The sequence below is a fragment of the Streptomyces sp. NPDC041108 genome (genome assembly GCF_055592645.1).
The window spans coordinates 202,575-227,830 of sequence record NZ_JBVIYK010000013.1; the positions used below are offsets into that span (position 1 = coordinate 202,575).

The following is a 25,256-nucleotide window of genomic DNA, read 5'->3' on the forward strand; positions in this document are numbered from 1 at the left end:
ATGCACCCGTCCCGGACGGCGCCCGTGGCTCAGACGGCCTCCAGGACCATCGCGTTGGCCAGCCCGCCCGCCTCGCACATCGTCTGCAGCCCGTAACGGGCGCCGCGCTCCCGCATCGCGTGCACCAGCGTGGTCGTCAGCCGTGTGCCACTCGCGCCGAGCGGATGCCCGAGGGCGATGGCACCCCCGTGGACGTTGACCTTCGCCGGGTCGGCCCCCGTCTCCTGCTGCCAGGCGAGGACCACGGCGGCGAACGCCTCGTTGACCTCGAAGAGGTCGATGTCGTCGAGGGCCAGCCCCGCCCGCCGGAGCACCTTCTCCGTGGCCGGGACGACCCCCGTGAGCATCAGCAGCGGGTCCGAGCCGGTGACGGCGAAGCTGTGCAGCCGGGCCAGTGGACGCAGGCCGAGCCGGGCCGCCGTCTCGGCGGAGGTGATGAGGACGGCCGAGGCGCCGTCGTTGACGGGGCTCGCGTTCCCCGCCGTGACGTTCCACTCGATCTGCGGGAACCGCTCGGCGAACCCGGGGTCGTGATAGGCGGGCCGAAGCCCGGCGAGGATCTCGGACGTGGTGCCGGGCCGTACGCACTCGTCGCGCGTCACGCCCTCCAGCGGCGCGACCTCGGCGTCGAAGAGACCGCTCTCCCAGGCCGCGGCGGCCCTGCGGTGGGACGACACGGCGAAGTCGTCCATACGGTCCCGGCCGAGCGACCACTTCGCGGCGATCAGCTCGGCGCTGATGCCCTGCGGTACGAGCCCCTCGGGGAAGCGCCGGCCGACACCGGGGCCGAACGGGTCCGTGCCGGGCGGGACGTTGGACCACATCGGCACCCGGCTCATCGACTCCACCCCGCAGGCGACGACGACGTCGTACGCCCCCGACATCACGCCCTGCGCCGCGAAGTGCACGGCCTGCTGGGAGGAGCCGCACTGCCGGTCGACCGTGGTCGCGGGCACCGTGTCCGGGAAGCCCGCCGAGAGGACGGCGTAGCGGGTGGTGTTCATGGCCTGCTCGCCCACCTGGTCGACGGTGCCGCCGATGACGTCGTCGACGAGCGCGGGGTCGACGCCCGCGCGGTCGACGAGGGCGCGCAGGGTGTGGGCCAGGAGTTCCACGGGGTGGACGTGGGCGAGGGCGCCGGTCGGCCTGCCCCTTCCGATCGGGGTGCGTACGGCTTCGACGACGACTGCGTCACGCATGGGCGGGCCTCCACGACTGCCGGGGCGACTACCAGTGAGTAGGGAATTCCAACTCACCATAGTCCGAGAGGTTGGAAAAACAAACCCTCCCCTAGACTGGGCGCATGCCCGCCTCCGCAGCCCCGCGCCCCTGTTCCATCGCCGACACCCTGGCGCTCGTCGGTGAGAAGTACTCCCTGCTCGTCCTGCGCGAGGTCTGCCTGGGCAACAGCCGCTTCGACCAGCTGGTCCGCAACATCGGGGCACCGCGTGACGTGCTGGCGACCCGTCTGCGGCGCCTCGTGGACGCGGGCATCCTGCACAAGCACGCCTACAGTGAGCGTCCGCGGCGCTTCGAGTACCGGCCCACGCGGGCGGGGCTCGAACTGGAGCCGGTCCTGATGACGCTCATGGCGTGGGGCGACCGTCATCTCCGTGAGGACGGCGACCGCCCCATGGTGGTCGAGCACGTCTGCGGCAGCGAGCTGGCGCCGACGGTCACCTGCGCGGCCTGCGGCGGCGCGGTCCGCCACGAGGACCTCACCGCACACCCGCGGTCCCCGGGCTGGTCGCTGGCCGGGCCCACGGCGAGGTGAGCGCGCCGGTCCGCACGAGGCGCCCCCGAAGGAGCGCGGGGATCCGCGCGACGGGACGGTCACGACCCGCGGCCGTCGCAGCACGCGCGTCCCGGCTCGAAGCGCCCGGCGCTCAGTCCCCCCGGTAGACGTCCAGGCGCCCGCACATCCCGAACTTGCCGTACAGGGACGGCTCCTCGGCCCGCACCACGGCGTCGGCCAGATGCGACACGTCCCCCCGCTCCAGCCGGTCCAGCTGCTCCCCGGTCGCGGCGGCGGCGGCCCGCGCGCCCCGCTCCCAACGCACCCGCCACTCGGCGAGGCGCGGCCGTACGAGCGCGGCGGCGGCCCGGTGGAACGCGGCGAGCGGCTCGGGGCCGGACGCCTCGCGCAGCGCCCGGTAGCCCTCCACGGCGAGGTCGCGCCGGGCACGAGCGGCCCGCTCCTGCTCCTCCCGCGGCGCTTCCACCGGGATACGGGTGGCGGCGGCGTACGTCTCCGGGTCGGTCAGGTACTCCGGGGGCAGCGTGAGGACGGCGTCGCCCGCCTCCGGCAGTCCGCTGTTCTGCATGAGGACGGTGATCCGCAGATCACCCTCGTCGACCAGCCGGTGGATGGTGCCGGGCGTGAACCGGGCGACCGTCCCCGGCGCGAGCGGCGTGACCTCGTACCCGGAGGCCGTCAGCGTCTGCACCGCGCCCCGCCCGCCGGTGACGACGTACGCCTCCGAACAGGTCAGGTGCATATGGGGAGTTCCGCCGCAGACTCCGTCGGCCGCCGGCCAGTCGTAGACGGCCAGGTGCGAGACGGCGACCCCGCCGGGGAGCCCCTCGTATCCGCTCACCACGGGTGCGCCTCCAGGTACTTGGCGATCTCCTCCCGTTCCCAGGCCCCGTCCGCCACGACGACCCGGTAGCGACGGGTGAGCGTGTCGCCGGGCGCCAGCGCCAGCTCGTCGAAGAAGGCCCAGGAGGGAGCGACGGCGGCGAAGGGCTCGTTGCGGACGAACCAGTGCGCCGGGTGGGCGCCCCCGGCTCCCGTGTGATCGTTCTCCGGCGCGTGCGCGAAGACGAGGGTGGCGTGTCCGTCGGTGCCGTCGTGCTCGCCCGAGTAGGCCAGCCAGGCGGCCTGCTCACCCATCAGCTCGGGCCCCGCGGAGTCGGGCCCGATGATCCGCCCGTCCCGGAAGGCACGCGGTCCACGCCAGAACAGGCCCGTGTAGCCGGCCATCTCGCGCCCGGCGGTCGTGGGGCTGCCGAACAGCAGCGGCTCGTCCCGCCGGTTGGTGATCGCGCTCGTCCAGGTCAGCGCCCAGGAACCCGACTCGGTGTCCACGTCGTGGATCTCGATCCGGCGCTCCTCGTCGGCCCACAGCTCCCCCGTGTACGGGTGCCAGGTCAGCCGCTCCGCGATCACGACCCGCTCGCCGTCCGACTCGACGACGTCGAAGCCGGCGTGCGCCATCGAGCCGACCCGCTCCGGGAGCGGCAGATATCCCTCGCCGTGCACGTACGAGTTGCCGCCCCACAGGTTCTGCCCCGACAGGTGTGAGGCCGTCAGCTGCAGGCCCTTGTGCCAGCGGTGGTCGTTGGGCCGGAAGTCGGTGACGACGTCGCCGGCCAGCGTCCGGATCGGGTGCAGATACGGCTTCGGCGCCTCCCAGGCCGACTCCGGCCGGTAGACGTAGCTCAACAGCTCGACGCCGGTGGCGGGTTCGGTGACCGTGATCCGGTCGCCGTGGGCGTGGACGACGCGCAGCCCGTCGTGGAAGGTCATGCGGTGCTCTCCTCGGTCGCGTCGGCGGACACCTGGGCGGTTCCGGGCGCCCATCCGGGGGCGCCTCCGTGCATGGCCGTGTAGTACGGGTCACCGGGCCCGATCTCACCGCGCCGTACGGTCACGTCGGTGAAGGCCGACTTGTACAGGGCGGCGATCAGCTCCAGGCTCGTACGCCCGTCGGCGCCGCTGCTGCGCGGGCGCTCGCCGGCCCGCATGCTCGCCACGAGTTCACGCAGCTGTGCCAGGTGCGAGCTGGGCACGTCCTCGCCGAAGTCCCGCCAGGCCGCCGCGTCCGCCTCCGGGGTGCCCGGGGCGGGGGTGACGGACCAGTCGGCGTTGGAGTGTCCGTACAGATGGGTCAGTTCGACGGTGGCGCGCTCGCAGTCGATGCGGATGCGGCTGACCTCGTCGGGGCTGAGGACGCTGTTGACGACCGTGGCCAGGGCTCCGCTCTCGAAGCGCACGAGGGCCGTGGAGACGTCCTCGGTCTCCACGTCGTGGACCAGCCGGCCGGCCATCGCCCGCACCTCGCTCCACGGGCCGAGCAGGTCGAGCAGCAGGTCCATCTGGTGGATGCCGTGGCCCATCGCGGGCCCGCCGCCCTCCGTCGCCCAGCGGCCGCGCCAGGGCACGGCGTAGTAGGCGGTGTCCCGGTGCCAGGTGGTCTGGCAGTGCGCGACGAGCGGGCGCCCGAGGCTCCGCTCCGCGAGCAGCTTCCGTACGTGCCGCGCGCCGGAGCCGAAGCGGTGCTGGAAGACGATCGAGGCGTACGGGCCGCCGCTGTCCGCCCCCTCCTCCGCCTCGACGGCGTCGAAGTCGGCGAGCGTCGGCACCGGCGGCTTCTCGCACCACACCCAGGCGCCGGCCCGCAGGGCGGCGATCGTCTGGTCCCGGTGCAGGGTCGGCGGGGTGCAGACGCTGACCAGATCGGGCCGCTGCTCCGCCAGCATGCGGTCCAGATCGGTGTAGCCGTGCGGGATGCCGTGCTCCGCGCAGAACTTCGCCACCGCGTCGGCATCGATGTCGACCGCCGCGACGACCTCGGTCTCGCCCTCCTCGGCGAGCCGCTCGAACGCGGGCAGGTGCGAACCGCCGCCGATGGCGCCGATGCCGATGATCGCGGCACGGACGCGACGACCGGCGAGCGGGGCCGGCGGGCGGTTCGGCCGGTGGTCCGCAGCAGGGCTCGGGTCGTTGCTGGATGTGGGCATGGACGTGATCAGCACTCCATCGAACGTGACATCGGACATCGGCCGGCGCCTGGTGGCGGGGCCCCGGCAGCACGGCGGACCCTCCCAGCGGCAAGCGCTTTCCCTCGCCAGCAAAGTATGTGCGGACATAGTGACTGGTCAACACCACGCATTCGGCCGTTCCACGCCTCGGAACGCCCACGCCCCACCCGTTGCGCGCACACCCCCGGCCGGCCCCCGCCCTGCCCCGCGAAACCCCTGTGACGGGCCTGTCCCTACGGGGCGCTAGGCTGCCCCCAGCACCTGTGATCACCCGCCCCGCGGCGCGGCACGTCTTCCGTCGGCCCTCCACGATCAGCGCTTGGACCACGTAACTTCATGTCTTGGTTTGAATCCCTCATCCTCGGACTCGTCCAGGGGCTGACCGAATTCCTCCCCGTCTCCTCCAGCGCGCACCTGCGCCTGACGGCGGCCTTCTCCGGCTGGGAGGACCCGGGCGCGGCCTTCACGGCGATCACCCAGATCGGCACCGAGGCCGCCGTGCTGATCTACTTCCGCAAGGACATCGCCAACATCATCTCGGCGTGGTCGCGCTCCCTGTTCAACAAGGAGATGCGCTCCGACCACGACGCCCAGATGGGCTGGCTGGTGATCGTCGGCTCCATCCCGATCGGTGTCCTCGGTGTGACCCTCAAGGACCAGATCGAGGGCCCCTTCCGTGACCTGCGCCTCACGGCGACCATGCTGATCGTCATGGGCATCGTGCTCGGCGTCGCGGACCGCCTGGCCGCACGCGACGAGACCGGCGGCAAGCACCGCGCCGCCAAGGAGCGCAAGAGCCTCGAACAGCTCAGCGTCAAGGACGGCCTGATCTTCGGCCTCTGCCAGGCGATGGCCCTGATCCCCGGCGTCTCCCGCTCCGGCGCCACCATCAGCGGTGGCCTCCTCATGGGCTACAAGCGTGAGGCCGCGGCCCGCTACTCCTTCCTGCTCGCCATCCCGGCCGTGATCGCCTCGGGCGGTTACGAACTGAAGGACGCGATGGAGGGCGGTCATGTGTCCTGGGGGCCGACGATCTTCGCCACGGTCATCGCCTTCGTCGTGGGCTACGCGGTCATCGCGTGGTTCATGAAGTTCATCACGACCAAGAGCTTCATGCCGTTCGTCTGGTACCGCATCGCGCTCGGCATCCTCATCGTCGTCCTGGTGTCGATGGGCGTACTGAGCCCTCACGCGGGCGAGTCGGCGGGCTGACGCGGGCCGGTCCTCCCCAACTCCCTTCAGTGACCAACCACATACGGCATCCGTAGCCGCCCCGTAGCGCACCGTCAGTGCGGACGCCTACTCTTGTCGACATGTCCCCCGATCCCCTTGCGTGTGGTTCCGTGCGGTCCGCCGCCGACCTGAACGACCGGATCCGAGCGCTGTGGCGGCGCGCCGGCGGGTCGCTGTCGGCCCAGGAGCGGGCCGAGTACGAGCTGTTGGTCGCGGAGTGGGCCGCGGCGATACGCGAAGACGTCGTCGAGGCCGCGTGACACCCGTGCGGCCGGCCGACGACGAGCCCGGGGGCGGCACCGGCGGCCTCGTCATCTTCCTCAACGGCACGTCCAGTTCGGGCAAGTCGAGCATCGCGGTGGAGCTGCTCCGCATCCTCGACGAGCCGTCCTTCCACATCCCGGTCGACGCGTTCCATGCCATGCGGACCGGGCAGGAGATTCCCGCCGACCGGCTGCCCACCGTGCTGCACAACACCTGGCGGGGTTATCACCGCGCGATCGCCGGCATGGCCGCCGCGGGCAACCATGTCGTCATGGACCACGTCCTGAGCGCGGAATGGCGGCTGCGGGACTGCCTCGACCTGTTCGTACCGCAGGACGTGGTGTTCGTCGGGGTGCACTGCCCCCGCGCCGAACTCGAACGACGCGAGCGGGAACGGGGCGACCGGCCGCCGGGGCTGGCCGCGCGACAGCTGGCCCAGGTGCACGCGCACGGCCTCTACGACATCGAGTGCGACACGAGCCGGGCGGATCCGCGCCAGTGCGCCGCCCGCATCAAGAACTTCCTGTCCGACCGCCCCACCCCGACCGCGTTCCAGCGCTTGCGCGCCGAACGGGACACGTCCACCTGACTCGCGCCCGACAGGGGCGCGAGGAGCTGCGCGAACAACCACCCCCAGCCCGCCGGCCGCCCACGACCCGAGTCCCCCAGCACACCGGCAGCCCCCGCCGAACGGGCAACCACCGACCGACCACACCCCGACACGGGCACGCGGAACCGCACGACAATCACCCATGACCCACCGGGACCCCACGACCCGATCCCCACCGCAACACCAGGGGCGCGGGGAAGTGCGGGCACAACCTTCACCACCCGTCGGCCGCCCCCAGTCGAAACCCCGCGGCGCGGGTCAGCGGCCGCCCGACACCCGCAGCACCGCGCCCGTCGTGTACGACGCCTCCGGGGACATGAGCCAGGCGATGGCCGAGGCGATCTCGTCGGCGCGGCCGGGGCGCCGGAGGGGGACGGACGCGGCGATACGGTCGGCCCGCTCCGGGTCCCCCATCCTCGCGTGGATCTCCGTGTCGATCACTCCGGGGGCGACCGCGTTGACCCGGATGCCGTCCGGCCCCAGTTCCTTCGCGAGCCCCGTCGTCAGCGCGTCGACCGCGGCCTTGGTCGCCGCGTAGTGGACGTACTCGCCGGGGCTGCCCAGCGTGGCCGCCGCCGAGGACACGTTCACGATGACGCCGCTCCCCGCGTCCGCCATCACCTTGGCCGCCCGGCGCGAACACAGCAGGACGCCGAGAAGGTTGACCTCGACCACCCGTCGCAGCACGTCGGTGCCGGTGTCCGCGAGCCTGCCGAACGGGCCGGTCACACCGGCGTTGTTGACCAGACCCGTCACCGGTCCGAGCCGCTCCGCCACCGTATCGAACAGTCGGTCCACGTCGGCCTCCACCGAGGTGTCCACCCGTACCGTGACACAGCGCGCCCCGTTCGCCCTCGCCCCCGTCGCGATCCACTCGGCGGCCGCCCCGTCGTTCACGTACCCCACGACGACGTCGTGGCCGTCCGCCGCGAGCCGCAGGCAGGTCGCCGCACCGATCCCCCGGCTTCCGCCGGTGACCACCGTGACCGGACGTGACATCCCAACCTCCCCATGACGAACGTGACCCACGCGGCGCGCGGCCACCGCAGACTCGGCGATCGATCATCCTACGATCGCAGCCCGGCCGACGGCTCATTTCGAGGGCAACCAATCCGGCCCCGGCGGCAACCCAGGAGTGCAAAGCTCCTCCACACGAGCCTCACACACATCACACATACTCCTGAATCACATCTTTTCGGATCCGAACCACGCACAGAACCGAAGGACTTGAACGTGGCACCCCCTTCCCACCGCTCCTCCCGCCGGGCCAAGCGTCGCACCGCCCTCATATCCGTCGCCGCCGTCGCGGCCGCCGGACTCGCCGCGTCGCTCGTCATCGCCTTCGGCCCCGACCGCGACAGCGGCACCGAGGCGTCCGAGAGGGTCGGCGCCGCACCCGCCGCGACCACCCCCGAGGCGAGCACACCCTCCTCCGAGAAACCGAAGCGGAAGCCCAAGGCCACGCCCTCGAAGTCCCCGTCCCCGTCGCCCTCGAAAACCACCGAGTCGGCGCCACGGTCCCCCAAGCCCACCCCGCCGTCACCCGCCGTCACCCGGCAGGCCGGCTCCGCCTCGGGACAGCTGGCCGGGCGGATCCGTCCCGGGGTCGACCACAAGGGCGTCGCCACCTTCTACGACACCGACGGCAGCGGAGCCTGCTCGTACGACCCGAGCTCCGACGTGATGACGGCAGCGATGAACACCACCGACTACGAGGTCTCCAAAGCCTGCGGGGCCTACGTCCGTGTCCGCGCAGCGAGCGGGGCCACCGTCACGGTCCGCATCACCAACGAGTGCCCGGCGCCCTGCCGGCCCGGCCAACTCGACCTGAGCCCACAGGCGTTCGCCAAGCTCGCCGCCCCCTCACGGGGCCAGATCCCGATCACGTGGAGCCTGCTGAGCCCGGACACCTCCGAGCGGCTCTCCATCCGGTACAAGACCGGCTCCAGCGCGTACTGGTGCGGCATCCAGGTGATCGGTCACCGCAACCCGGTGGCACGGCTGGAGGTCCGCGCCGGAGGCGCCTGGACCCGGCTGCCCCGAACCGGGTACAACTATTTCCTCTCCGAACAGGGCGGCGGGTGCGGCGGCGCCCTCAGGATCACCGACATCTACGGGGAGCAGCTCACCGTCGACAAGATCGCGGTGCGGCCGAACGTCGTACAGGCCACCGGCGTGCAGTTCAGCGCACACTGAGCACACCGTCCCGCTCCCACGCGCCGTGAACGGCTCGCGCGGTCGATCGGCCGGACAGCGCAAGCCCGCGCGCGCGTGAGCGCGGTCCGGCCGATGCTGAGGGTGCCCTGCCCACGGATCTCCCCGGGACCCTCATGCCACTCACGCCCGCTCCCCGCCGGCACACCCGCACCCGCACCCGTACCCGTCTTCGTACGGACCCTCCGCGCGGGGTGCCTCGCTCCCACCGCCGTATCCGTCCGTCCCTCGCCGCGCTGCTCGGCGCGTCCTGCCTGGGTGGCCTGCTGCTCGCCCCCGCCGCGGGCGCCACTGCCGACACCGGCCCCGGGCGCGCCTCCGGCGGCGGGAGCGAGTACACCCTGCAGGAGCAGCTCGAAGAGCTGGTCGCCACGCCCGGAGGGCCGCCGGGTGTGATCGTCGTCCTGCAGCGAGACCGCACAGCACACGTGCTGCGCGCGGGGGTCGCCGACCTGGAGACCGGCCGCCCCATCGAGCCCACGGACCACATGCGGATCGCCAGCACGGCGAAGGCGTTCAGCGGCGCTGTGGCACTGCGTCTGGTGCAGCAGGGCGCGCTCAGCCTCGACAGCACCATCGGGCGCACCCTTCCCCGGCTGCCACGCGCCTGGCGGTCGGTCACGTTGCGGCAGCTGCTGAACCACACCAGCGGTCTGCCCGACTACAGCGAGGACCCGGAGTTCCTGGAGCTGCTCCTCGCGGACCCGCGCCGCACCTTCGACCCGCGCCGGCTGCTGGACTTCGTCGCGGACGAACCGCTGCGCTTCCGTCCGGGCTCCCGCTACCAGTACTCCAACTCCGACAACATCGCCGTCGCCCTGATGGCGGAGGCGGCGACCCGGCGCCCGTACGAGGAGTTGCTGAGCCGCCTCGTGTACCGGCCGCTCGGCCTGCACGACACCAGCCTCCCGCTGGGTCCCGAGATGCCGGACCCGTACATGCACGGTTACGCCGTCGAGCCGCCCGCGCCGCCGGAGGACGTCAGCGAGGCGCTGAGCGCGTCCGGTGTCTGGGCCTCGGGCGGGATCGTCTCCACTCCGCGCGACATGACACGGTTCGTCCGCGGCTACGCGGCGGGGGCACTGACGTCGAGATCCGTTCTGCGCGAGCAGCGCCGCTGGATCGAGGGGGCGTCCGAACCGGCCGGACCCGGCCGGAACAGAGCGGGACTCGCCGTCTTCCGCTACGACACACGCTGCGGGGTGGTACTGGGGCACACCGGGAACTTCCCCGGCTACACCCAGCTGATCGCCGCGACCCCCGACGGCCGCAGGTCGCTCACCTTCTCGCTCACCACCCAGGTGAACAGGACACTCGCCCCCGACCTGCTGGAGCGACTGCGCACGGTCGAGGAGAACGCGGTCTGCGAGCTGCTCGGCGGGAAGACCGGCTGACCGCTTGCGACGAAGTCGAGGCGAACCCTCGTCGCGCCCCGGCCAGGGGCTGAGACACCTACCGCTTTTCAGCCGGACGCCGTAGCATCCCGATTCACATTCGGATCGTCAACTCGGCTTGTGGGCAAGGCTGTTGATGGTGGGCGGCGTACGGCGGGGGTGGCGAGGGCGGCCCGAAACCTTTGGGACGAGATCCCGGCGACAGTGCCGGCAGCGGCGGCGGAGCGGCAACTCGGTGGCGGCCGGTACGCCTTTCGCACGCGCACGAGTTCGGTGTCCTGGTGGGGCGCGTTCATGCTCCTCCTGGTCACCGCGTTCTGCGTGATGATGGTCTTCATCATCAGTGGTGAGAGCGAGTGGACGAACGCGATCCTCTTCATCGTCCTCGGCGCAGGCTCCTTCCTCGGGGCGATCGCCGTTCCGCTGGCCGCCCGGTTCCGCCCGGTCGCCTGGTGTGCGGTCTTCGAGGGCGGTGTGGTCCACCAGTACGGGTCGCGGCCACCGATCGCCGGGTCCTGGGAGGAGATCACCGGATGTCGGCGACACGCGACGGAGCACGAACGCAACGGCGTCACGGTGGCGACCACCCATTCCGTGTACGTCGAGATGCCGGCCGGCAACTTCATGGTGTCGGGCGACACGCCCGAGGCGCAGCAGGTGGGCACCCTCATCGCGGACGGCTGGCTCACGGTGCAGAGCCGGGGCGCGGAGGAGGACGCGCGAGCGCGACTGGCCGAACTCGGCACGGTGTTGCAGACGGGAGGGCGCGCGGCGTTCGGTCCGTTCACGGTGAGCCTGGCCGGTCTGGAGCACGGGGGCCGGTTCCTGGCCTGGGAGACGATCAGCGAAGTCGACCTGATGGGGTCGACCATCCATGTCCTGGTCACGGGTGAGCGCAAGCCGGCGGCGCGGGAACCGGTCTCCGGAGTGCCGGACAGCGTCCTGTTCCTCACCGTCACGGACGCCCTGCGACGGTCGGCGCGGCAACCCGCCGAGTGAGCGGTCCCGCCGAGGAAGCGGTCCCGCCGCACGGCCGGTGGCCGCCGGGCCCCCGGCGCGCCCCGCGAGCCTCATCGCCGTGACCAGCGAGAACCAGCAGACTGACGATCTGACGGCACTCAGCGGCTGCAAGCACAGCGCCAACGGCAGTCACCGCCAGGGAACAACGGCCTCGGTCGAACGCCATCCGGACCCCCGTCACAGAACGTCGAATGGCACGCAGCGTATGTGTTCATCAGCCCACGACTGTTCCGGAATCCGAGAGGTCGGCGAGCAGGGCGCGCAGCGGAGCGGTGTCCGGTGTGTCGGCGACGGCCGCGTCGATGGCGTTGTCCATGCCCTTCTCCCACGGCTCCGGGAGGACCAGGCCGGGCTGACCTGACCAGGCGATGTCCGGTTCGGCGTGGCCGGATTCGGCGAGGCGCAGGTGGATCATGCCCGCGAGACCGTCGAAGATCCTGGGCCGAATGAAGTTGCGTGCGGACGGCCCGGTCAGTCGTGCCGCCTGATGCGGCTTGGGCAACCGGTCGGCGACCTCCATCCACAGCAGGCCGCGGTCGAACGCGTTGAGTGTTTCCTCCAAACCGGGCAAAAGGTCGTCGGTCACCGTGCCGCCTGCGTCCTGTTCCGCGGAGCGCCGCGCCCTGGCCAGGGCGACCTGCAGCGGCCGGGACCAGCTCTCGGCGTCGGCGACTGCGCGGGCCATCGCGAGGTCGTCCCAACTCATGCGCCGCAGCCCTGCAGACTCCTGCGACAGTGCCCGCGACTCCAGTGCGGCGAACACCTGGTCCGAGTCGCGCAACAGGGACAGCCCGGCCGTCTCATCGGGCGACTGATCCGGCCGGTCGTCGGCGGGCAGCTTCTCGATCAGGGCGATCCGTTCGGCTGTCGGAGGGTGCGAGTCGTACGGGTGCGGCCGCGGCGGCCGCTGCCCGGCGGAAAGCGCAGCGAGCTGCTCCCCGGTTCTGGCGGCGAGCAACCGGCAGAAACCGCCGTACACCTCGCCGACGGGCGGCAGCGCGCCCAGCGAGCTGCCCATCGCGGCGTATGTCTCCAGGTAGTGGGTGTACGCGCCGTCGAGTACCGGAAGGGTGCGCAGTGTGGCGGCCGTCGTGTCACGACCCGCGTACCGGGCCGCCATCTGGTCTGCGGCGACTTCCTGGTGGCGAGCCACGGACTGTGTGGTGCGCAGAAACATCCTGGCGTAGCCGACGTACAAGAAACCGATCGCCTGGTGCAGCTGGGTACTGCCGTCCTGAAAAGCCTCCGCCGTGTGCAACAGGGCTGCCCGACCGCGCATCGTGACACTCCCGAGCCGAGTGTCGAGGTTGCCGTAGTGCCCGAACTCATGGGCGAGGACGGCGCGCAGCTGCGGGACGGTCAGCCCGGCGAGCAGCGGCAGGCCCAGGAGCATACGGCGTCGTCCGTGCAGCAGTCCCAGCAGTCGGCTCTGTTCGGCGACCCCTGCGTTGACCTCGGCGACCAGGTAAAGCTCATCCGGCGGCCGCTGTCCGGTCACTTCAGCAGCGGCCCGCACCTGCTCCCAGAGTTCGGGCTGGTCCCGAGGAGTGACCGCCACGCCGCCCGGGACCGGCCCCAGGCGCCCGGCCCGTAGAAAGACGACGAAGCCACGGAGAATCGCCGCCGCCAGCAGGACGGTGACGGTCAGGACGGTGCCCCCGACCCAGGCCGTCTCCGCCGTGACCAGCCGTGTCATCACCAGCCAGTCGAGCACCGCCATGGCCGACAGCAGAACCACGCCCACGAGGAAGAAGCCGAGCAGCAGCGCGAACGCGCGGACGGCACGCAGCCGAAACGTCATCGAGAAATCCCCCACCCGCATGGTTCACCAGCCCGAACGGGCCAGATGCGCTCGCGGATACTACCGACAGGCTTCTGGCAGGTGTCCGCCGATCCCGGTTGTCCGATCGCCACATCGGCCGGAACGGATGTGTGTCTGGACCGGAGGCTGCACGGAGGAACCTCCGTTCTGACTCCGGACGCTACTTGGCCCGCACGGCCGACTGCCTGCCGCCCGCGGCCGACGTGCTCCGTCGCGTTGCGCGACGGTCGAAAATCGTTGGTCACCTGAGCTGACCGAGCCCACGCTGTACGCCATGGAAGAACCGCACCGCAGGATCCGCGCGCTCCACACGGCGTCCACGATCACCGTCTACCAGGCGTACCGCCCGGAGATCGGCGGCCCCGCCGCCCGCAAGGGCCGTTTCCCCGCCGCGTGGAAGCCTGACCGCATGACGTGGATCAAACCCAGTTTCATGTGGATGATGTACCGCTCCGGCTGGGGCATGAAGGAGGGTCAGAAGACCGTCCTGGCCTTCGAGATCACTCGCGAGGGCTTCGACTGGGCGCTGCGCCATGCCTGCCTGTCGCATTACGTCCGCGGACTGCATCCCGATCGCGACACCTGGCAGCGTGACCTCAAGCGCGCACCGGCCCGTGTCCAGTGGGATCCCGAACGCGACCTGCACCTGCGTCCCCTGCCGTACCGCTCGCTGCAACTGGGGCTCTCGGGTGAGGCATCGTCGCGTTACGCGGACGAGTGGATCGTGTCCATCAGCGACGTCACCCCGCTCGCCCACGAGATCCACGCACTCGTCAGGGACGGTGAACTGGACTCAGCTGCCCGACTGCTCCCCCAGGAACAGGAGTACCCCGCCAGTGCAGAACTCCTGGCCCACCTGTGTCCCTGACCGGCAATCCGTGCACAGCCGCCAGCATCACCCACGGGTCACATGGCGGCAAAGGTCTGTGAACGGTGCTTGATGATCCATGTCAAGCCGCGTTCACAGACTGCATCCACCGTGATTGGAGTGGACGCCAATTTTCTTTGGAGGGCTGTACGTTCTGCACGGCCAACGGCTACCACCAGCAGTATCTTCACCGCAACGTATCAACGGCCACACTGGGACCCGCGTTTCCTGTCCGATCGGTGCGGCTCCGGCCAAGGGGGAGTTCCGCCATCGACCCTGATCTCCTGGCGGCTCTGTGGAGGGAACGCCATCCGTCGGGCCCTCCCGTCGCTCACACGTTTCGCACCAGGTACGCGGATCGATGGGTGCGCTTCCACAGCCTTGCCGACTCGAAGCGCTACCCGGAGTCCGAGGACGAGTACGCGATCGTGCTGGACCGGTACAACACGATCCTCGACGAGTTGTTCGCGGGCACGGACGTCGTCGTGGTGACCATGGACTGGTCGAACACACAGACCGGGCCTGCGGGCTTTCCGACGCCACGACAGACACTGCATCCCGACGGCGTCCGCTGGTGGACAGAGTCGGAGCAGGACGACCCCGACCCGGAGTTCCACACTCACACACGTCTGTACGCCGACCGGCGCCGGTGGAACCGCGGCTGCCTCGACGAGTTGTTGCGAGCCGTCGCGGACGAGGCGCTCGTCGAAGTCTTCGTTGCCGACACGGAACTGCGACGCATCCACCATCCCTACGACGGCGGCGCAGACGTCATCCTTGCCACGCCTGTGGAGCGTGACCGCGTGCGTGACCAACACACAGATTGGCTTTCCAGCCACCCAGCCGGCCTCTGAAAGCCGGAGCGGCTCCCCTTTCTCGGCCGACGTGCAGCGGTCTGTCGACGCTGTCTGACGACCCATGTCAAGCCTCGCTCACAGACCTCTTGCGGTACTGCCCTCCTGGGCTTCCAGAAGTTCGTCACCGTGCTCGATCGCCCAGCGTCCGAGCGCCGTCATCGGGCCCTCGACCAGGCTCTGTCCCAAGCCGGTCAGCGCGTAGTCGACGCGTGGTGGAGCCTCGGCATAGGCGTGCCGCTCGATCAGTCCGCTCGCGAGCAGGCGGTGCAAGGAGTCGGTCAGAACCTTGTCGCTGATGCCGCCGATCGCGGCGTGCAACTCACGGCGTCGGCGCGGTCTCGAGCGAAGCGCCGCCAGTACGACGGGATCCCAGGTATGGGCGAAGAGATCTGTGGCCGCGCGCAAACGGCAATCGGCGACCAACTCATTGCAGTGGGCGTCGTGATCAGTCATCTCGCCGTCCATCATCGCGCCCCGGTCACGCACTGATCGGTGCGTAACGCCTCTCCTACCGTGACCAACCGACCGACGGCCAAGGGAGAGGCACAGACAGATGCGCATCGGGATCCTGGGAACAGGGACACTGGCGGCTGCCCTGGGAGAGGGCTGGGCACGTGCGGGACACGAGGTGGTGATCGGCGGACGGTCGCAGCTCAAGGCGGAGAAGCTCGTTGAGCGGCTGGAGCACAAAGTGCTCGCTGTCGCACCGCGTGAGGCGGTCACCGGGCGCGATGCGGTGCTCCTCGCCGTGACCTGGGACGGTGTCGAAGAGATGCTGGGGATGGTGGGCGCGTCCGACGGCGTACTCCAAGGGACGCCGCTGATCGATCCCACGAACGCCGTTGCGCATGGCGTCGGCACCCTGCTCACCGAGCACGGCAAGACGATGGCGGGGCGGATCGCCGGGCTCGCTCCGGGAGCCCGGGTCGTGAAGGCGTTCCATCTCTTTCCCGCTGACCGGTGGACGAGCCCGAGCGGTCGTGGCCAGTCCCGCGTGACGGTGGCGATGTGCGGCGACGATGCGACCGCCCTGCACGTCGTCGGTGAACTGGTGCGTGACGTCGGCGGAGTTCCGGCGACCCTGGGGAAGCTGGATCGAGTCCGCCAGTTGGAGGAGGTGGCGGGTTTCGTGATCGGCTTGGCCTTCGCAGGCTTCGACCCTGGCTCCGCCGTCCCCCACTTCACCTCGAACGACAGGCACGCCGGCTCACAGGGTGGGCGTATCTCTCACACACTCGATGATCTGCCGCGACAGGGTCTGTGAACGCGGCTTGATGACCCAGGTCATCCGGTCCCGCTTCCACGCGGCCGGGAAGCGGCCGGCACGCGCGGCCGGGCCGCCTATCTCCGGCGGTACGCCTGGTAGACGGTGACCGTGGCGGCGGTGTGACGGGCACGGATGCGGAACTTGGGTTCGGTCGGTGCGGGGTGTTCGTCCTGTTTCACGGGGACCGGGTTCGATCAGGGCCGCACCTCGCGGCCACCGAATATCGACGGCCCGACCCAGCCCAGCCCGACCCCACCCGCCGGCCCGGGCCCCGGCCCCACCGTACGGCCGACCCGTTCCCGTTCCCGTTCCCGTCCCCGACCCTGACCCCGATCCCTGACATATCCCCCATCCGCGCGCACGCCCCTTGGCGTGGCGCGGTTCCTGCCCCAAGACTGAGCCGATGACGCAGCGCGTGGAGCTCGCGACCGTGATGGACCGACTCGCCGTCGACGGCCTGATCACCGAGTACGCGGTGGCGGTGGACGACGGAGACTGGACGGCCTACCGGGATCTGTTCGCACCGGGGGGACGGGCGGACTACCGCTCGGCCGGCGGCATCGAGGGCGACGCCGCACAGGTCGCCGGATGGCTGGCCCGGAGCATGGAACTCTTCCCGATGCGGCAGCATCTGATCGTCAACCGGCGGGTGCGCTTCGGGTACCTGGAGCAGGACACCGGTGACACCGCCGAGGTCCAGGCGGACTACATCAACCCGATGCGCTTCGCCGGGCACGACGGCGGATCCACCGCCCCCGACTTCGTCTGCGGCGGCCGCTACGCCTTCACCGTGACCCGCACCCCCGACGGCTGGCGCCTGCGCGAGGTCCTCGTCCAGGAGAAATGGCGCCGCGCCCCGGAGGGCCTCACCCCCGCCCAGCGCCCCGCCCCGGCCTGAGCGCACCGCCGGCGTCGGCGGCCAGGAGCGGCGCCCCAGCCGGTGCGCCAGTCGGCCCAACCGCTTTCCCCCTCCACGTCCCCTTCCTCCCGCCCGTCACCGCCGCACCACCCCCACCCCGCCCACGCCCCCTGTCGGAGATCGTCCCCGGCGCGCACACTGGAGGGACGCACGGGTGGGAGGGAGGCGCTGTATGAGCACGCCGGACTGGGTCGCCTCCCCGTGGCGGCGACGGTCGGCCGTCGTCGTGGCGGGCGCTCTGCCCGTGCTCGCCTTCCCCGCTCCGGGCCTGTGGTGGGCGGCGTACGGGGCGCTGGTGCCGTGGATCCTGTTGCTCCGCACGGCCCCGACCGGCCGCCGGGCGGCGTACGACGGCTGGCTCGGCGGCTTCGCGTTCATGCTCGCGATGCACCACTGGCTGCTGCCGAACCTCCACGTCTTCACGTTCCTCATCGCCGGCCTGCTGGGCGCCCTATGGGTCCCCTGGGCATGGCTGACGCACAGGTTCCTGGCCGGTTCGCCGTCGCCGGGGCGGGTCGCCGCCGCGCTGCTGGTCGTGCCCTCGGGCTGGCTGATGATCGAGCTCGTCCGCTCCTGGCAGGGCCTGGGCGGGCCATGGGGCCTGCTGGGGTCCAGCCAGTGGGAGGTGGAGGCGGCGCTGCGGCTGGCCTCGGTCGGCGGGGTCTGGCTGCTCAGCTTCCTGGTCGTGGCCGTCAACGTCGCGGTCACCGTGCTGGTTTCGGTGCGGGCGTCCCGGGCCCCGGCGCTCGCCGGTCTCGTCGCGGTGGTGGTCGCGACCTCGGCGGTGTGGCTGTGGTCGCCGCGCCCCGACGTCCGGGGCGAGGTGCGGATCGCCGTCGTGCAGCCCGGCGTGACCGACGGCCCCGACGCCCGGTTCGCCCGTGAGGAGGCGCTCACCCGGCGGCTCGCCGGGCAGGACGCCGACCTGATCGTGTGGGGCGAGAGCAGTGTGGGCCACGACCTCGCCGACCGCCCCGATCTGTCCGACCGGATCGCCGCGCTGGCCCGCGCGGCGGACACCGACATCCTCGTGAACGTCGACGCCCGCCGCTCCGACCGCCCCGGCATCTACAAGAGTTCGGTGCTCGTCGGCCCGGACGGCCCCACCGGCGACCGGTACGACAAGATGCGTCTCGTCCCCTTCGGGGAGTACATCCCGATGCGCTCGCTGCTCGGCTGGGCCACGTCGGTGGGCGAGGCGGCCGGCGAGGACCGTCGGCGCGGCACCGAGCAGGTCGTGTTCGACTCGGGGAAGGGGCTGCGGATCGGCCCCATGGTCTGCTTCGAGTCCGCGTTCCCGGACATGAGCCGTCATCTCGCCCTGGACGGAGCCGAGTTGCTGCTCGCCCAGTCGGCGACCTCGTCGTTCCAGCAGAGCTGGGCACCCGAGCAGCACGCCACGCTGGCCGCGCTGCGGGCCGCCGAGACCGGCCGCCCCATGGTCCACGCGACACTCACCGGCGTCTCGGCGGTGTACGGCCCGGCCGGCGAACGGGTCGGCCCGTGGCTCGGCACGGACGAGAGCGAAGCGGCGGTGTACCAGGTGCCACTGGCGGGCGGTACGACGCCGTACGTCCGCTTCGGCGAGTGGCCGGTCCACGCCGCGCTGCTGGTCCTGGTCGCGTGGGGCGCCTTCGAGGGCGTACGGGCCCTGCGGCTGAGGCGGCAGGCGGGTCCTCGGCCGCCCGCGGCTCAGACGGCGGACCGCTCCTCGACCGCCCGCACCACCCGCTCGCACAGCTCATGAGTGGCCAGCGCGTCCCGGGCGCTGAGCACCCTGCCCGCGCCCACGGCGTCGAGGAAGGCGAGGACGGCCTGCTCGACGCCGCGCTGCCGGGCCACGGGCACCCAGTCGCCGCGCCGCCGCACGGACGGCTGCCCCTTGTGGTCGACGACCTCGGCGAGGTTCACCACCTGCCGCTTCGTGTCCTGCCCCGAGACCTCCAGGATCTCCTCCGCCGAACCGCTGAGCCGGTTCATGACGCCGAGCGCGGTGAACCCGGCCCCGGAGAGCTGCAGGACGACATGGTGCAGCAGCCCGCCCTCGGTGCGGGCCTGCACGGTCACGTCCTCGACCTCCCCCGGCACCAGGAACCGCAGGGTGTCGACGACGTGGATGAAGTCGTCCAGGATCATCGTGCGCGGCAGCTCGGGCAGGCCGATGCGGTTCTTCTGCATGATGATCAACTCGCGCGGATGGTCGGCGCACTGGGCGTACCCGGGCGCGTACCGCCGGTTGAAGCCCACGGCGAGAGCGACGTTCCGCTCCTCCGCGAGCCGTACGAGCCGTTCCGAGGCGGCGAGTTCGTACGCGAGCGGCTTGTCGACGTACGTGGGCACGCCCGCCTCGATCAGCCGCTCCACGATCTCGGGATGGGCCGCGGTCGGCGCGTGCACGAAGGCCGCGTCCAGGCCCTGGGCGAGCAGCGCGTCGAGATCGGAGTGCCGCTGTCCGGGCGGGAGGTGCAGGCCGTCGGCCACGCGGGCGAGCGTGGCCGGTGTCCGCGTCTGCAGATGGAGTTCGAGCCCCGGCCGGGTTCCGAGGACCGGGAGATACGCCTTCTGCGCGATGTCGCCGAGCCCGATGCAGCCGACCTTCACTGGGGTCTCCCGTCCACGGTGTGCCGAATTGCCTCGTCGGCAGCATACGGGGACTGCCAGGATGGTCGGCATGACCACCGAGCGCTCTGAACCCTCCCTCACCGCCGACGAACGGACCATGCTCGAAGGCTGGCTCGACTACCACCGCGAGACATTGGCGATCAAGTGCGCGGGCCTGGACGACGCCCGGTTGAGGACCGCCTCGGTGCCGCCCTCGGAGCTGTCCCTGCTGGGGCTCGTCCGGCACATGGCGGAGGTCGAGCGCATCTGGTTCCGCAAGGTGCTCGTGGACGACGACCAGGGCCCGATCTACTTCAGCGAGGAGGACCCGGACGGGGAGTTCCATCTGACGGAGGCGGACACCTGGGAGGAGGCGTACGGCACCTGGCAGCGGGAGATCGCGACCGCCCGGCGCAACGCGGAGGGGTTCGCCCTGGCCGACGTCGCCAGGGCCGTGCACCGGCGGGCGGGCGAGGCACCCAGCCTGCGGTGGATCTACACCCACATGATCGAGGAGTACGCCCGCCACAACGGCCACGCCGACCTGCTCCGAGAGCGCCTCGACGGAACCACCGGCTACTGAGCGGACCCTGACGCCGGGCGACGGCCCGGGGCACGGCCGGCCGCACGGCCCCTGCCCGAAGCCCTCGGGGGCCCCGCACCCCCACGTCGCCCACCGTCCCCGGCGTCACCCATGTGGGGGCATCATCCGCCCGCCCCCTCCCCAAAGCCGCCCGGACACAGCAGAGTTGCGCGGGTGCATCGACCGACCACCACCGCAACCGCAACGCTCCTGGTCACCGTGGCCGTCTCGGCCCTCACCGGCTGCGTGACCGCGGACCACCCGCCCCCGCCGCAGGCGTCGCCCGTTCCGTCCCTGCCGTCCGAGCCCCGCCCGGACGGTACCGGCGAGACACAGATCGTGCAGGCGCCGGCGCGGGAGGCGCTGGAGCTGATCGGCCCGCCGCGGAGCCCCGCCCCGAACGCCTCCACGGCGCCGAAGCCCGCCGCGCCGGCCACCGCCCTCACCGCCCCCGAGCCCGCCGCACCCGCTCCCGTGCCGCCGCTCCGGAAGAAGCGCCAGGCGCCTCCCGAGCGGTACGGCCCGCCCCGCGAGGCCCGGCCTCACATCGACATCCCGCCCCTTCCCGAGAACATCCCGACCCAGCCGCCCGGGAACTCAGACGTGTGCGCGCTCGGCCACAAGTACGGCGGCTGGGGCAGGGACACCCCCCAGGCCGCCATCTGCAAGGACGTCTACGGCCGTTGAGTCGCCCACCGCGGCGCGCGAGCGGCCGCTAGGGCCGCTGTCTCGGCGGCCCCGGCACGTCCCCTCCGCCGGGACCCGCATCGTCGAGCCGGGCCTCCAGCCGGGCCAGTGCCGTGCGGATGCCGTGGCCGTGAACGCCGTCGTCCAGCACGGCCAGCGCGGCCCGGGCCAGCCGCAGATGGCTGCGGGCCGCGTCGGGGCGGCCCAGCTTGGCGTAGTCGGCGGCGAGGTTGAGGTGGAGCGAGGGGTAGAAGGCGCGCACCGCGAGCTCGTCCGGGCACTCCTCGGTACGGCCCCCGGGACGGAGCCCGGGATGGGGCGCGAGGCTGACCACCCCGGGGTCCGTGGCGTGCCCGGCCGGCCTGCCGTCGGACAGCTCGTCGGCGGCCGACAACGCCCGAAGGTCCCAGGCCAGTTCGGTGTCCGGATCGTCCTGGGTGTCGGCCATGTAGTGCGCCAGCGTGCAGCGGTGGAGCGGGGTGCCGTCCTCGCCGATCTCCGCCCACAGCTGCAGCAGACGGTGCCGGGCCTCCTCGCGGTCACCCCCGTGGTGCAGCATGACCGCCTGCCCGATCCGGGTCATCAGGGCGTCCGGTGCCACCTGCTCCTGTCGCTCCACCACCGCGTCCTCCGCACTCGTCGCCCCCTGTCCCGCCTGTCCCTCCCGACGCTAACGGCAGGTACCGGCATTCCCGGTCAGGCAGCCCCGTACGGCCGCTCCGGCGCCCCGGCGGCCGTACGGCGGACGAGCCGGACGGGCGGGACACGCGGGTGCGGGCGGACGTGCCACGCGTCAGCCGAGGTTGGGGATCGTCCAGTCGATCGGCTCGTGGCCCTGCCGGGCGACGGCCTCGTTGATCTGCGTGAACGGCTGGGAGCCGAAGAACTTCTTGGCCGACAGCGGCGACGGGTGCGCGCCCTTCACCACCGCGTGGCGCTCCTCGTCGATCAGCGGCAGTTTCTTCTGCGCGTAGTTGCCCCACAGCACGAAGACCGCCGGGTCGGGCCGGTCGGCGACCGCGCGGATCACGGCGTCGGTGAACTTCTCCCAGCCCTTGCCCTTGTGCGAGTTCGCCTCGCCGGAGCGGACCGTGAGCACCGCGTTGAGCAGCAGCACGCCCTGCTGGGCCCACGGCATCAGATAGCCGTTGTCCGGGATCGGGGTGCCCAGCTCGGCCTGCATCTCCTTGTAGATGTTGCGCAGGGAGGGCGGGGTCTTCACCCCCGGCCGCACCGAGAAGCACAGGCCGTGGCCCTGGCCCTCGCCGTGGTACGGGTCCTGGCCGAGGACGAGGACCTTCACGCTCTCGTACGGCGTGGCGTCGAGTGCGGCGAAGACCTGCTCACGGGGAGGATAGACGGGACCCTTGGCGCGCTCCTCCTCGACGAACTCGGTGAGTTCCTTGAAGTAGGGCTGCTGCAGTTCGTCCCCCAGGACCCCGCGCCAGGACTCGGGCAGCATGGCGATGTCGGTCACGTCAACTTCCTCCGGTGTGCGCTCACTTCACGGCCGCGGAGCACGCGGCCATGGGCAGCCGCGCGAGGCGCGGCCGCCGTCAGAGCACAGAACCTACAGGCGCCCACTGACAGCGGGAGCCCGCACCCGGAATTACCAGCTGGTCTTCCAGGAAAGCTGCCACATGGTCATCATCGTCGCGGGGTCGATGACGTTCTCCAGTCCGGCGATCTCCTCGTTCGCGGCCGTGTACGCCTTGCCCTGCCACAGCGGGATCAGGCGGGCGTCGTCCACGAGGATCTGCTGGGCCTCCTCGAACTCCTCGGAGACGGCCCCGCGGTCGCTCTCGGCGCGCGACTCCGGGAGCAGCTTGTCCGTGATCTCCGGCGACTTGTACGGGGTGCCGAGCGCGTTCTGTTCGCCCACGAACGGGGCGATGAAGTTGTCGGCGTCGTTGAAGTCGGGGTTCCAGCCACGCCCGAAGATGGGGTACTCGCCCTTCTGGTAGCCCTTCGAGTAGGTCTTCCAGGGCCGGCTCTTCAGCGTGACCGAGAACAGGCCGGACGCCTCCAGCTGCCGCTTCAGCTCCTCGAAGGCCGGCTTGGTCTGGGAGCCGTACCGGTCCGAGGTGTACCAGAGCGTGAGAGGAACCGTGTCGGTGATGCCCGCCTCGGTCAGGATGGACTTCGCCTTGGTCGCGCTGGGGTTGCCGTAGTCGTCGAAGAAGCCGGTCGTGTGGCCGACCAGACCCCTGGGGATCATGGAGTACAGCGGCTCGACGGTGTCCTTGTAGATGTTGTGGGCGAGCGCCGGCCGGTCGAGGACCTGGGCGACCGCCTTGCGGACGGCGGGGTTCTTCGCCCAGGGGTCCTTGGGGTTGAACACCAGGTAGCTGATCTCGGTGGTGGGGCTCTCCACGATCTGGAGGTTCTCGTCGTCGTGGTTGGCCTGGATGTCCACGATGTCCGAGGCGCCGAGACCGCGGTAGATGACCGAGATCTGCTTGTCCTTGAGTGCCTGGACCATCTTGTTCGACTGCTGGAAGTACTTGATCGTGACGGCGGAGTTCTTGCGGTCGGCGAGACCCTTGTAGTTCTCGTTGCTGACCAGCTCGGCCTTGTCGCCCTCGTCGTAGGAGTCGAGGTCGTAGGGCCCGGAGCCGGTGATCCCGGTGCCCTCGCGGAGCTTGTCCGCGGGATAGTCCGCGGGGTCCACGATCGACATGGCGGGCGTGGTGAGCACCAGCGGGAAGGTCGCGTCGGGCTGGCTGAGATGGAAGACGACCTCGCGGTCGCCCTTCGTCTGCACCCGGGAGAGGGTGGTCAGCAGGCCCGCGGGACCGCCGTTGACGTTGATCTTCTTGATCCGGTCGAACGAGTACTTGACGGCCTGCGCGTCCAGCGTGTGCCCGTTGGAGAACTTCAGGCCCTCGCGCAGCGTGCAGCTGTACACCGTGCTGGAGCTGTCCGTGAACTCGCAGCTCTCGGCGGCGTCCGGCTCGGGCTCGGAACCGCCGGGCGCGTAGCCGAGCAGGGGCTGGAAGACGTTGCGCATCAGCTCCCAGGAGCTGTCCCAGGCCGCGGCCGGGTCCAGGGTGCTCGGCGTGCTGGTGGTACCCACCACGATGGGGTCCGCGTCGTCGGAGGCATCCGAGGAGAACACACCACACCCGGTCACCATGGATATGGACGCGATCACCGCGAGTGGCGGCAAGTATCGGTTCCGGTTGAACACGCGCATGCTCCTCGAAATGCCGTACCAAGAGTGGGCGAACGATACCGCAGGCCCCGCGAGCGGCTCCCGCTCGGCCGACGAAACCCTTGATCAGTCCGCGAGTGACGGCGTTGTCGAGCCCCTGTGAGGGGTGCGGACGGGCGCCGGAGATGTTCGGTGAAGCATGCACCGGCGCCCGCCGTACTCTGTCAGGCGACCCCCGCGTTGAGGAAGATGCCGCCGTCGACCACGAGGGTCTGGCCGGTGATCCAGTCGGACTGCTCCGAGGTGAGGAACGCCGCGGCGCCTCCGATGTCGGAGGGCACGCCGAGCCGGGCGAGCGGGTAGGCCGCGGCGGCCTCGGCCTCCCGGCCCTCGTACAGGGCCTGCGCGAACTTGGTCTTCACCACGGCGGGCGCGATCGCGTTGACCCGTACCCCGGGCGCGTACTCGTGCGCCAGCTGGAGGGTCAGGTTGATCATGGCGGCCTTGCTGATGCCGTAGGCGCCGATGAAGGGCGACGCGGAGACTCCGGCGACGGAGGCGATGTTCACGATCGCGCCGCCGTTGTCCTTCTGCCAGGCGTGCCAGGTCCGCTGGGCGAAGCCGAGGGCCGAGACGACGTTCGTCTCGAACACCTTGCGGGCGACGTTGAGGTCGAGATCGGCGATCGGCCCGAAGACCGGGTTCGTGCCGGCGTTGTTGACCAGGAAGTCGACGCGGCCGAAGGCATCCATCGTGCGTTCGACGGCGAGCGCCTGGTGGGCCTCGTCGTGGGCCTTGCCCGCGACACCGATGACCCGGTCGGAGCCGAACTGCTCGACGGCCTTCTTGAGCGAGTCCTCGTCGCGGCCCGTGATGCAGACCCGGTCGCCGCGCGCGACGAGGGCCTCGGCGATGCCGTGGCCGATGCCGCGGCTGGCGCCGGTGATGAGGGCGACCTTGCCCGAGAGTTCGGGGAGTTGCACCGAAGTCATGTTCCCG

The 25,256-nt window shown here is 71.1% G+C and carries 27 protein-coding genes and 1 pseudogene; 15 read left to right on the forward strand and 13 right to left on the reverse strand.

What is annotated here, in order from left to right:
* Positions 1-29: 29 nt before the first annotated feature.
* On the reverse strand, positions 30-1,199 hold the full coding sequence (locus tag ACZ6BB_RS31330; RefSeq protein ID WP_471618476.1) for a thiolase family protein: 1,170 nt from the start codon (positions 1,197-1,199) through the stop codon (positions 30-32).
* Between the two features lie 104 nt (positions 1,200-1,303).
* Here ACZ6BB_RS31330 and ACZ6BB_RS31335 point away from each other — a divergent pair, with 104 nt between their 5' ends.
* Entirely contained in the window at positions 1,304-1,774 is a 471-nt protein-coding gene (locus tag ACZ6BB_RS31335) for a winged helix-turn-helix transcriptional regulator (RefSeq protein WP_471618477.1), read from the forward strand.
* Between the two features lie 112 nt (positions 1,775-1,886).
* Here the strand turns inward: ACZ6BB_RS31335 and ACZ6BB_RS31340 are convergent, their stop codons facing one another.
* The 3 genes from ACZ6BB_RS31340 to ACZ6BB_RS31350 are packed head-to-tail and all read right to left on the reverse strand — an operon-like array spanning position 1,887 to position 4,743.
* Positions 1,887-2,600 (reverse strand): cupin domain-containing protein, encoded by a 714-nt coding sequence (locus ACZ6BB_RS31340; protein ID WP_471618478.1) that lies wholly within the window; start codon positions 2,598-2,600, stop codon positions 1,887-1,889.
* Positions 2,594-3,529: a DUF6807 domain-containing protein gene (locus ACZ6BB_RS31345; RefSeq protein ID WP_471618479.1), complete on the reverse strand. Its 936-nt coding sequence runs from the start codon at positions 3,527-3,529 to the stop codon at positions 2,594-2,596. Before ACZ6BB_RS31345 ends, ACZ6BB_RS31340 begins: the two co-directional genes overlap by 7 nt.
* Entirely contained in the window at positions 3,526-4,743 is a 1,218-nt protein-coding gene (locus ACZ6BB_RS31350; RefSeq protein WP_471618480.1) for a Gfo/Idh/MocA family protein, read from the reverse strand. Before ACZ6BB_RS31350 ends, ACZ6BB_RS31345 begins: the two co-directional genes overlap by 4 nt.
* Positions 4,744-5,100: 357 nt before the next feature.
* On the opposite strand from ACZ6BB_RS31350, the gene ACZ6BB_RS31355 reads away from it, so the two are divergent.
* The 3 genes from ACZ6BB_RS31355 to ACZ6BB_RS31365 all read left to right on the forward strand — a co-directional run bounded on the left by ACZ6BB_RS31355 (position 5,101) and on the right by ACZ6BB_RS31365 (position 6,850).
* The gene (locus tag ACZ6BB_RS31355; protein WP_471618481.1) at positions 5,101-5,976 is read left to right on the forward strand and encodes an undecaprenyl-diphosphate phosphatase; all 876 of its coding nucleotides are present in this window, start codon (positions 5,101-5,103) and stop codon (positions 5,974-5,976) included.
* Between the two features lie 101 nt (positions 5,977-6,077).
* The gene (locus ACZ6BB_RS31360) at positions 6,078-6,257 is read left to right on the forward strand and encodes a hypothetical protein (protein ID WP_471618482.1); all 180 of its coding nucleotides are present in this window, start codon (positions 6,078-6,080) and stop codon (positions 6,255-6,257) included.
* Entirely contained in the window at positions 6,254-6,850 is a 597-nt protein-coding gene (locus ACZ6BB_RS31365; protein WP_471618483.1) for a chloramphenicol phosphotransferase CPT family protein, read from the forward strand. Before ACZ6BB_RS31360 ends, ACZ6BB_RS31365 begins: the two co-directional genes overlap by 4 nt.
* Positions 6,851-7,129: 279 nt before the next feature.
* On the opposite strand, the gene ACZ6BB_RS31370 is transcribed toward ACZ6BB_RS31365, so the two are convergent.
* The gene (locus ACZ6BB_RS31370; RefSeq protein ID WP_471618484.1) at positions 7,130-7,870 is read right to left on the reverse strand and encodes an SDR family NAD(P)-dependent oxidoreductase; all 741 of its coding nucleotides are present in this window, start codon (positions 7,868-7,870) and stop codon (positions 7,130-7,132) included.
* A gap of 234 nt (positions 7,871-8,104) precedes the next feature.
* Between ACZ6BB_RS31370 and ACZ6BB_RS31375 the strand changes: the two genes are divergently transcribed.
* The 3 genes from ACZ6BB_RS31375 to ACZ6BB_RS31385 all read left to right on the forward strand — a co-directional run bounded on the left by ACZ6BB_RS31375 (position 8,105) and on the right by ACZ6BB_RS31385 (position 11,478).
* Complete coding sequence (locus ACZ6BB_RS31375) at positions 8,105-9,067, forward strand: expansin EXLX1 family cellulose-binding protein (protein ID WP_471618485.1); 963 nt, start codon at positions 8,105-8,107, stop codon at positions 9,065-9,067.
* A 134-nt stretch (positions 9,068-9,201) separates the two neighbouring features.
* Positions 9,202-10,479 carry a serine hydrolase domain-containing protein gene (locus ACZ6BB_RS31380; protein WP_471618486.1) on the forward strand — a complete coding sequence of 426 codons (1,278 nt, stop codon included), beginning with the start codon at positions 9,202-9,204 and terminating at the stop codon, positions 10,477-10,479.
* A gap of 204 nt (positions 10,480-10,683) precedes the next feature.
* Complete coding sequence (locus ACZ6BB_RS31385; RefSeq protein WP_471618487.1) at positions 10,684-11,478, forward strand: DUF6585 family protein; 795 nt, start codon at positions 10,684-10,686, stop codon at positions 11,476-11,478.
* Between the two features lie 235 nt (positions 11,479-11,713).
* Here the strand turns inward: ACZ6BB_RS31385 and ACZ6BB_RS31390 are convergent, their stop codons facing one another.
* On the reverse strand, positions 11,714-13,300 hold the full coding sequence (locus tag ACZ6BB_RS31390) for a M48 family metallopeptidase (RefSeq protein WP_471618488.1): 1,587 nt from the start codon (positions 13,298-13,300) through the stop codon (positions 11,714-11,716).
* Between the two features lie 295 nt (positions 13,301-13,595).
* On the opposite strand from ACZ6BB_RS31390, the gene ACZ6BB_RS31395 reads away from it, so the two are divergent.
* Both ACZ6BB_RS31395 and ACZ6BB_RS31400 read left to right on the forward strand, forming a co-directional pair.
* Positions 13,596-14,189, forward strand: coding sequence for a DUF4291 domain-containing protein (locus tag ACZ6BB_RS31395; protein ID WP_471618489.1), 594 nt, complete (start codon positions 13,596-13,598; stop codon positions 14,187-14,189).
* 365 nt (positions 14,190-14,554) lie between these two features.
* Entirely contained in the window at positions 14,555-15,043 is a 489-nt protein-coding gene (locus ACZ6BB_RS31400; RefSeq protein WP_471618490.1) for a DUF3885 domain-containing protein, read from the forward strand.
* A gap of 78 nt (positions 15,044-15,121) precedes the next feature.
* Here the strand turns inward: ACZ6BB_RS31400 and ACZ6BB_RS31405 are convergent, their stop codons facing one another.
* The gene (locus ACZ6BB_RS31405; protein WP_471618491.1) at positions 15,122-15,499 is read right to left on the reverse strand and encodes a winged helix-turn-helix transcriptional regulator; all 378 of its coding nucleotides are present in this window, start codon (positions 15,497-15,499) and stop codon (positions 15,122-15,124) included.
* Between the two features lie 100 nt (positions 15,500-15,599).
* Between ACZ6BB_RS31405 and ACZ6BB_RS31410 the strand changes: the two genes are divergently transcribed.
* Positions 15,600-16,310: an NADPH-dependent F420 reductase gene (locus ACZ6BB_RS31410; RefSeq protein ID WP_471618492.1), complete on the forward strand. Its 711-nt coding sequence runs from the start codon at positions 15,600-15,602 to the stop codon at positions 16,308-16,310.
* A gap of 3 nt (positions 16,311-16,313) precedes the next feature.
* Here the strand turns inward: ACZ6BB_RS31410 and ACZ6BB_RS31415 are convergent.
* Positions 16,314-16,492: pseudogene (locus ACZ6BB_RS31415) on the reverse strand (DUF4291 family protein); the annotation flags it as partial.
* Between the two features lie 224 nt (positions 16,493-16,716).
* On the opposite strand from ACZ6BB_RS31415, the gene ACZ6BB_RS31420 reads away from it, so the two are divergent.
* Both ACZ6BB_RS31420 and lnt read left to right on the forward strand, forming a co-directional pair.
* On the forward strand, positions 16,717-17,211 hold the full coding sequence (locus ACZ6BB_RS31420) for a nuclear transport factor 2 family protein (RefSeq protein ID WP_471618493.1): 495 nt from the start codon (positions 16,717-16,719) through the stop codon (positions 17,209-17,211).
* 193 nt (positions 17,212-17,404) lie between these two features.
* The gene (gene lnt / locus ACZ6BB_RS31425) at positions 17,405-18,979 is read left to right on the forward strand and encodes an apolipoprotein N-acyltransferase (RefSeq protein ID WP_471618494.1); all 1,575 of its coding nucleotides are present in this window, start codon (positions 17,405-17,407) and stop codon (positions 18,977-18,979) included.
* On the opposite strand, the gene ACZ6BB_RS31430 is transcribed toward lnt, so the two are convergent.
* Positions 18,925-19,833, reverse strand: coding sequence for a Gfo/Idh/MocA family protein (locus ACZ6BB_RS31430; RefSeq protein ID WP_471618495.1), 909 nt, complete (start codon positions 19,831-19,833; stop codon positions 18,925-18,927). The two genes, lnt and ACZ6BB_RS31430, sit on opposite strands and share 55 nt — an antisense overlap.
* Before the next feature lie 70 nt (positions 19,834-19,903).
* On the opposite strand from ACZ6BB_RS31430, the gene ACZ6BB_RS31435 reads away from it, so the two are divergent.
* Positions 19,904-20,416: a DinB family protein gene (locus ACZ6BB_RS31435; protein WP_471618496.1), complete on the forward strand. Its 513-nt coding sequence runs from the start codon at positions 19,904-19,906 to the stop codon at positions 20,414-20,416.
* Between the two features lie 174 nt (positions 20,417-20,590).
* On the forward strand, positions 20,591-21,103 hold the full coding sequence (locus ACZ6BB_RS31440; RefSeq protein WP_471618497.1) for a hypothetical protein: 513 nt from the start codon (positions 20,591-20,593) through the stop codon (positions 21,101-21,103).
* Between the two features lie 28 nt (positions 21,104-21,131).
* Here ACZ6BB_RS31440 and ACZ6BB_RS31445 read toward each other — a convergent pair whose 3' ends face one another.
* The 3 genes from ACZ6BB_RS31445 to ACZ6BB_RS31455 all read right to left on the reverse strand — a co-directional run bounded on the left by ACZ6BB_RS31445 (position 21,132) and on the right by ACZ6BB_RS31455 (position 24,239).
* Positions 21,132-21,725: a hypothetical protein gene (locus tag ACZ6BB_RS31445; protein ID WP_471618498.1), complete on the reverse strand. Its 594-nt coding sequence runs from the start codon at positions 21,723-21,725 to the stop codon at positions 21,132-21,134.
* A 171-nt stretch (positions 21,726-21,896) separates the two neighbouring features.
* Positions 21,897-22,580, reverse strand: coding sequence for a uracil-DNA glycosylase (locus tag ACZ6BB_RS31450; RefSeq protein ID WP_471618499.1), 684 nt, complete (start codon positions 22,578-22,580; stop codon positions 21,897-21,899).
* A 132-nt stretch (positions 22,581-22,712) separates the two neighbouring features.
* Positions 22,713-24,239 carry an ABC transporter substrate-binding protein gene (locus ACZ6BB_RS31455; RefSeq protein WP_471618541.1) on the reverse strand — a complete coding sequence of 509 codons (1,527 nt, stop codon included), beginning with the start codon at positions 24,237-24,239 and terminating at the stop codon, positions 22,713-22,715.
* On the opposite strand from ACZ6BB_RS31455, the gene ACZ6BB_RS31460 reads away from it, so the two are divergent.
* Positions 24,163-24,420 (forward strand): hypothetical protein, encoded by a 258-nt coding sequence (locus ACZ6BB_RS31460; RefSeq protein ID WP_471618546.1) that lies wholly within the window; start codon positions 24,163-24,165, stop codon positions 24,418-24,420. The genes ACZ6BB_RS31455 and ACZ6BB_RS31460 overlap by 77 nt on opposite strands.
* A gap of 61 nt (positions 24,421-24,481) precedes the next feature.
* Here ACZ6BB_RS31460 and ACZ6BB_RS31465 read toward each other — a convergent pair whose 3' ends face one another.
* The gene (locus ACZ6BB_RS31465; protein ID WP_471618500.1) at positions 24,482-25,249 is read right to left on the reverse strand and encodes an SDR family oxidoreductase; all 768 of its coding nucleotides are present in this window, start codon (positions 25,247-25,249) and stop codon (positions 24,482-24,484) included.
* Positions 25,250-25,256 lie beyond the last annotated feature (7 nt).